This is a genomic window from Pseudomonadota bacterium (genome assembly GCA_023229365.1).
In the GTDB taxonomy this organism is placed as follows: domain Bacteria; phylum Myxococcota_A; class Polyangia; order JAAYKL01; family JAAYKL01; genus JALNZK01.
Window position 1 is genome coordinate 1 of record JALNZK010000195.1, and the last position, 6,911, is coordinate 6,911.

Here is a 6,911-nt window from a genome sequence, read left to right on the forward strand (position 1 = left end):
AGGAGTGGTGGATCTCGTCGCGATTCGCAGGGACTACCGGGAGCCCGCGGATCGCACTCTGAAACGCGGGGACCTGTTCGAGATCATCCTCATTCAGATCAAGGGCGGCGGCGCTAAGAAGCCAACCCAGGCCGACAAGGACCGACTCCTCAAGGTGAAGAGGAAGTACGGCGCTCGGCGGGTCGTCCTGTTCTCCTGGAAGAAGGGCGAGGAGAAGCGGTTCGCCGTGCTGGGCAGAGATCGCGAATGGCACGACGTCGATCCGGAACAGCTTTTTGCTTAACGCTCGGGCCCGTCATGCATTTTCATCGTCACCCAGCCCCCGATCCGGTATCAAAGGTCCGATGTCGTACATTTTCGGGGGAGGTTTCGATGGCAGACCCGATCTACCTCATCAAGGTCGGCGCGCAGGTGCTCCCGATAGAGCCAAGACCGAGTTTCTTCGAGGGCTGAGATGACGACCAGCGTGGTGGAAGGCCAAGATCTCATCTGCCCGAAAATCACCCTGCCGTCCGAGGTGAGAGCGGCCCTGCGGAAGACGCGGCCGTTCTCGTCGCGCTCCAAGCGCTTGAACAAGTATCTGGAGCATCCGGACCACTTCGCGTTCGAGCTTCTGTGGACGAGGCCGAACCCGGCGCTTACGAATCCGTTCGAGATCGTGAACGGTTACGGCATCACGTTCGCCGGCTACGAGTACGCTCGGGCCATGTTCGGTGACCACCACGCCGCGTTCGACGTAGCGCAGCCGGTGTTCGAGAGAAAGAAGCGCACGGGACAATGGGAGGGTACGTTCCTGGAGTTGCGCTTCGCCCTGTTCTGCACGCAGCGCGCGATCCGGTTTCAGGACAACGGGCTTTGGGATCCCGATGGAGAGGAGATCGCAGACCTCTGCGCCCTCAACGCCGCCATCTGCGAGGCGTGGAGACGGGAGACCGCGTCTGTGCCGTCCTGACGGCGCATTTGCCTCAGACAACGGCACCGGGTGTTCGACATGACCGAGAGCCTCGCGATACAGTTGAGCTACTCGACACCGTTACGGGGTCAGCGACTCGTTCCGCCTGCGGGTCGGGTTAGGAGAAAAGTCGAATGCACAATGATGAAGCAGTCACGAACGCTGATCGCTCGGTAGCAGCTCTCCTTGCTGAGCTACTACGGCCCGCGGTTGTCGAAGCCATCCGCGCCGAGGTTCGAGCCGCGTTGGAGGCACATTTACAAGCGCAGGTGGCTACCATTCCCCCAAGGTTGTTAAACGTCTCGGAGGCGGCAAAGATTGCTGGTGTCCACGCCGAGACGATTCGTCGGGCGATCAGGGCAGGCAGGTTGTCAGCTACGACGGCCCTGGGGCCTGTGCGGATCAAACCTGATGTGCTGCATGCCTTTCTTGAGGGCAGGTGAAGAAGCGGCCCTCTTGCTCGCCGAGAATCGTGCGTTACGTTTTCAGTACGTCCTCCCCACGAGCGAGCTGTAGCTAGGGCACATGTCGTCCTGGGAGGACGTCCAGCTCGTTGACCCTGCCCATCGGTACGGAACATCCTTGCGGGTCGGCCGTTCACACCTCGTCCGACCGGGGAGGGAGCATGAACGAACGGAACGGAAACGCCGGGGTGCCGTCGACCAAGCGGGGAACGCTGCTGTTCGCCGCTCTGGTCGTGGTGGCACTGGCAGGAGCCTTTGCAGCGGGGCGCTATTCGGGCCGCGTCGAGGATGTACCCGGATCACCACAGGGCGACGTCAGTCACAAGATCAAGGCTGAAGGCGAGCCCACTCAGGGTGCATGCGGCACCGAGATCGCTCGTTTACGGCAGCAGGTGTCACAGCTCGAACGACAGTCGAGAGCCGCGGAGACCCGCGCCAAGCTCCAGGCAACCCTAGCCGGAGCAAGACCAGCGCCCGAGGATTTCGACATCGATCCGAACGCGCCCGTGACTTGGCCCGAGGACACCCCCGAGATCTTCAGGGAGGAGAGCTTCCGCCGGGTCGTGACCGAGATGGTCAAGCAGGCCGGCCCGCCTGTGGAACTGCTCGACGTCGATTGCACCGAGGCCCCCTGTTACGCCGCGCTGCGCGCCAAACCCGGCCGATATAGTTGCCTGGAGATGATGGGGTTACCGGCCTGGCAGGAGGTCTATGAGAGCGGCTGCTCGACGGGAAACTACATCAGGACGTGCGACGACGGGAGCCAGGACACGGTCTGCATCATGGCCAAGTGTTGGGAGGGCTGGTCGGACAGGACCAACAAGCACATCGAGGAACGGGACAACGCGCGCGCCGATAAGCTGCTCGATGCTTGGACCTGCGGGCACGAGAAGAAGTGACCCGTAGAGAGAAGGATGAGGGTATCCATGCTGTCTCTGTGGTTACAAGTATCGCGTCGATTCTTGTTCGTGAGCCTCCCTGCGATCACGGCGACCGCGCTAGGCATTGGGGGGTGCTCGGACTTCTTGGCTGTCGATAGCTGCTTGGACAAGGGAGGATGCTGGGATCGCAGCAGGAGCGTCTGTGAGTTTCATGATCAGTGCAAGTGCACCCCAGAACGTTGTATCCGGAACGAGGACGGGATCCTGGTCCCGGACATCAAGCCAGCCGATGTTCTGCCGCCTCCGGTCGCCGTTCCTACTCCTCTGCCGGCCTCTGCGGGAGTTCCTGCAACTCCGCAGCCCATGGATCCGTATCGATGAAGATCGTCTTGCTATTCGTTGCGTTGGTGTTGATCGGCGTCACGGCCTGCTCCGGTGAGAACGACTGGGATCGGAAGGACGCCTGGCGTCAGTGCGAGGAGGCGATCTCCGACTGGCCGGACACACCAGCTCCCCCCTGCGAGGCGATGCACATGTGCGCCAACGAAGCGCCGCTGTCGCCCGACGTAAGGCTCCGACTCGAACGGATGATCGCGGCGACACCCGGTTGCCCGGCACCGTGAGAGCCGGAATTCTGGTAGGCTTCACGTCGAGGTACCTGTTGTGAAAGCGACGCCCATCCACTTGATCGTAGCGCTCCTCCTCACCGGCTGCGCGAGGGGGACGACGCCGACACCGTCATCCAGTGCCGACGCAGCGCAGCAGACGACCGGCCCGCAGATCGTGCCGCAGCTCGTCGTGGGGCTCGCGTTCCCCGGGATCGACACCGCACCGCAGGAGGAGATGTCTCTCGCGGCGGCGCTCGACCTCCGGGAGGAGATCGAGGACGAGGCCCGGTCGCACCCGCGCGACGAGGGCACGCGCGGCTGGTTCTTCCACGGCTTCGACGACCGCACGCTGTACTTCTTCGTTGGCCGGTTCCACGTCCGCTGCGAGATCCTGGGCTGCCAGGACTACGTCGTGGAGCGCATCATCGAGGTTCGGCGGAGCGCGGACGCGATGCGGAAGTTCGGCGTCGAGAACGTCGTGCTCTTCTACGAGGTCGGCGTGCACGGCGTGCGCGGCGGCATGACTCCCGAGGAGGTCAAGCAGGTGCTCGGTCCGCCCTCCTCTACCGTCGCGGAGCAGTACGTGGGGTCGTTCCGCTGGCTGTACGACGACGGCACCGCGGTGCTGTTCTGGAACAACGTCGCCGCGGGGATCGAGGTGCGGTGAGCAGCTCGCCGAGAGCAGGAGGAGTTCTCATCGAGAGAAAAAAAACGTTGTGAAAAACGTCGACAACCTGGCGTCGGTTTAAGTGGAATATCTGTACCAAGTAGACGTCATCTTGTCGTCTCTTGTACAATTTCTGCGTCCCTCAACCATTCGAGATAACTAAGAAAAGATAATAATTGCGCCTGCTTGCCAGTTTTGGTTTTCTCGTCCTCCGGAACCGAAGGTCGCGCGTTCGAACCGCGCATCGCCCGCTGAGAAACGAAAGCCTTTCGCGTGGATAGCGCGGAAGGCTTTTTTCTTGTTACGAACGATTTGGGCATAGTGTCCAAAACGCGTCCAAGAATTCAGCGGCCATCGGTTCTCGGTCTCCACCTTCTACCTCGCCTCTTTCACGGCCGCCGGGACGATCTCGCCCAGCTCCGCCGCACTCCCGGCCTCGATCAGCACCAACGCCGCGCGCAGATCGCCATCGTCGATGATGTTGTATCGAGTGAACACCTCGCGCGTCTTGTGCCCGCTCATCTTCATCACGACGCTCTCGGCCACGGCGCGCCGCCGTGCGTTCGTAACAAAGCTCCGCCGCAGGTCGTGAAACCAGACGCCGGAAATCCCCGCGCCCTCGCACGCGGTGCGGAACTGCTTACGGACGTCCACCCACCGCGTGCCGGTCTTCGGGTTCGTGAACACGTACCCGGAGATCGAGCGCGGGAGCGCCTCCACTGCCGCTTTGGCTCGCGCGGTCAACATGATGTCGCGAGGCTCTCCCGTCTTGGTGTCTTCCGGCCCGAGGCGGATCATCCCGTTCGGCAGATCGACCTTGCGCCACCTGAGCCCAAGCACCTCGTCGAGCCTCATTCCGCTGTCGTACGCGACGATGAGGATCGGTTTGAAAACGGCATCGGCAGCAGCCACCAAAGCTGCAAGGTCCCTCTCCGACGCGACGACATCGCGGGTGTTGTGCTCTTCGAGCAAGCTGACGTCCTGGAGAGGATTGCGGTCGAGATCGCGGCACTTTACCGCGTAGGCCATCAGCCTCTTGAGCAGCGCGACCTCGCGGTTGAGCGTGCCCACCATCGGTGGCCCTCCACGCACCGTCTTCTCGTCGAGCCGCGACGTGCGGAACTCGTCCACATCGCGCTGGGTCAGTGCCTCGCACCTCTTGTCACCGAGGTGCCGGACGAGGTGCTTGGCGCGCCCCTCGTCGGTCTGCCACGACCGCTTCGCGAGCTTCGACGCCTTCGCGTACGCCTCCCACGCCTTCTCCACGGTGAGCGTGCGCGCCTTGGGCCGCTTGAAGTTCACGCCTTCAAACGCACCCGCTTTCAGCTTCTGTTCGTACGCCTTGCCCTCGGCGACATCCTCGATGTCCCCGACGTTCAGCGACACAACCTCGGAGCGTCGGAACGCGCCCGCGAAACCCAGGAGCAGAATCGCGCGATCCCGGCGACCGGCGTTCGTCTTCGGTAGCTCCTCGGTAAGACGCCGGAGGTGCTCAACGCTGACCGGGCTCACCTGGCGCCGCAGCGTCCCGATGAGCCGCCGCTGTGCATCCATCACCTCATGGACGACCTTTGCGGTAACGGGTGACGGCTCGATATTGTGGAGCCGGTGCGCCGTGGAGATCGCCGCGAGTGCCCGTTCGACCGTGGAGATCCGTTTGCCGTCTTCAACCAGCTGCTTCGCGTAGGCGGCGACGACCTGGGGCAACGCGGGCATGGACGACACACCCTGCGCGGCACACCACGCTGTAAAACGCTCCAGGTCGCCCGCGTAGGCTCGCACCGTGTTGGGGGGTGTCGTGTCCGCGACGTCCTGCTCGGCATCCTCCAGGAGGCGCACGACGCCGTCGGAGAGCCGTGCGTCATGCGGTGCGATGGCGAGGTTCGAGTCGGAGCCGCTCGGAAGGGCGTCAGAGCCTGATAAGTTCCGCTTATCGCTAACACCTTCGGAGTCCTGCGCCTGGGCCTCCTCGGACACCTTCGCCGGCGGCTCCGGAGCATCCTGGAGGACGGGGTCGGACTCAGTTATCGAAAACTCCATCATCGAGAGGAGTATACCACACGGAACAGTGCAAACCCTGCGGTTTGTGCCGTAGTGTAGGTTATTTTTGACGGCGGTCCTGAAGGCGGCTACCCTGCCGTCATGGCAAAGCAGAAGACGTCGGTGGTCACCGAGGCCACCGGGAACCGAGTGCGACTCGCCGTCGCGATCCCGCCCGAGCTGCTGGAGCGGGCGAAGAACGCCGTTTTCTACACGCCGGGGCTGACGCTCGCCGCGCTCACCGAGGTGGCGCTCGTCGCGCAGCTCGACCGGTTAGAGAAGCGGAACGGCGGCCCGTACCCGGCGAGGACGTCGGCGCTTCGCGTCGGACGGCCGGTGAGGTAGTCGGGGCCGTCATCTGTGCCCGGACAGCAGCTTGTGGTTCTGGGCGGGCGATACAGCGCGAAGCTCACTCCCCCCACACGACCCCGCCGTCGGAGAGGACGAAGTCGACTGGGGAGGAGACGCAGCGGACACCACTGGCAGAGCCGGGACTACCGAGTGTGCCCATGCGATAGGAAATGCGCGTCGTCCTCGCTTCTGTGCTGACTCCGCCACCTTTGAGCAAAGGTCCATCACCAATCCTCGGCGGAGGGTCGGTGCAGCCGTCCGCACACCAGGAGTGGTCCGCGTCTTTGTGATCCAGCACCCATTCTGCGGCGTTGCCGTACATCCCCCTTGTTCCCGCCGGGCTCTCGCAATCACCTGCATAGTTGTCATCGAAGGGGATGCAGCACGGATCTTGGCACCCGGCGTTGGAACACTCCGAATCATACGAGTCTCGACAGCAGTCATACACGCCGTACCAGCAGTTTTTGTGCTCCCACGCACAGGGGTAGATCCACCTCGTCTGCCCCCGTGCCGCCGCCTCCCACTCCGCCTCCGTGGGCAAACGCTTCCCGCGGTACTCGCAGTATAACTTCGCGCCCTCCCAGCTCAATCCGCCGGTCGCCGCCTCGATAGGACGAGAGCCACATACTCCTTCGGTAGGATAATATCCGACTTCGTTTTCGGCGATCCCCAACACCGGCGAGAATCCACTATCCATTCCGGCGACCCACATCGATACGTGCCCCTCCACCCTGTAGATATACCCGTCCCAAGCGTACTCTTCCTGAGAGAGCAGCCAGTTCAGGTACGGGATGATCTCCTCAAGGGTTGCCTCCTTCTTGTCGATCCAGAACGGCGAGAGCGCCACCTCCACCATCGGCGTCTCGTTCTGCTTGCACTGGAGGTCGTACGGCATGCAGCCCATTAGGTACCGGCCGCCCGGCACGCACACCGTGCCCGGCCCGGGTG

At 63.1% G+C, this 6,911-nt stretch carries 10 protein-coding genes; 7 read left to right on the top strand and 3 right to left on the bottom strand.

Going from position 1 to position 6,911, the window contains the following annotated elements; all coding sequences use genetic code 11:
• The 6 genes from M0R80_30505 to M0R80_30530 form a co-directional block, all read left to right on the top strand.
• Positions 1-283 (top strand): hypothetical protein (locus M0R80_30505; protein ID MCK9463970.1); only part of this gene is annotated, 283 nt, incomplete at its 5' end.
• A 171-nt stretch (positions 284-454) separates the two neighbouring features.
• Entirely contained in the window at positions 455-952 is a 498-nt protein-coding gene (locus M0R80_30510) for a hypothetical protein (GenBank protein MCK9463971.1), read from the top strand.
• 134 nt (positions 953-1,086) lie between these two features.
• A complete protein-coding gene (locus M0R80_30515) occupies positions 1,087-1,395 on the top strand; it encodes a helix-turn-helix domain-containing protein (protein MCK9463972.1) in 309 nt (102 codons plus the stop codon).
• Between the two features lie 182 nt (positions 1,396-1,577).
• Entirely contained in the window at positions 1,578-2,315 is a 738-nt protein-coding gene (locus M0R80_30520) for a hypothetical protein (GenBank protein ID MCK9463973.1), read from the top strand.
• Positions 2,316-2,704: 389 nt separating this feature from the next.
• A complete protein-coding gene (locus M0R80_30525) occupies positions 2,705-2,920 on the top strand; it encodes a hypothetical protein (GenBank protein MCK9463974.1) in 216 nt (71 codons plus the stop codon).
• Between the two features lie 40 nt (positions 2,921-2,960).
• Positions 2,961-3,572 (top strand): hypothetical protein, encoded by a 612-nt coding sequence (locus M0R80_30530; protein MCK9463975.1) that lies wholly within the window; start codon positions 2,961-2,963, stop codon positions 3,570-3,572.
• Between the two features lie 159 nt (positions 3,573-3,731).
• On the opposite strand, the gene M0R80_30535 is transcribed toward M0R80_30530, so the two are convergent.
• A complete protein-coding gene (locus M0R80_30535) occupies positions 3,732-3,944 on the bottom strand; it encodes a hypothetical protein (GenBank protein MCK9463976.1) in 213 nt (70 codons plus the stop codon).
• A gap of 3 nt (positions 3,945-3,947) precedes the next feature.
• A complete protein-coding gene (locus M0R80_30540; protein MCK9463977.1) occupies positions 3,948-5,615 on the bottom strand; it encodes a tyrosine-type recombinase/integrase in 1,668 nt (555 codons plus the stop codon).
• 99 nt (positions 5,616-5,714) lie between these two features.
• Between M0R80_30540 and M0R80_30545 the strand changes: the two genes are divergently transcribed.
• On the top strand, positions 5,715-5,957 hold the full coding sequence (locus M0R80_30545) for a hypothetical protein (GenBank protein MCK9463978.1): 243 nt from the start codon (positions 5,715-5,717) through the stop codon (positions 5,955-5,957).
• 64 nt (positions 5,958-6,021) lie between these two features.
• Here M0R80_30545 and M0R80_30550 read toward each other — a convergent pair.
• On the bottom strand, positions 6,022-6,911 hold an 890-nt coding region (locus tag M0R80_30550), incomplete at its 5' end, for a formylglycine-generating enzyme family protein (protein ID MCK9463979.1).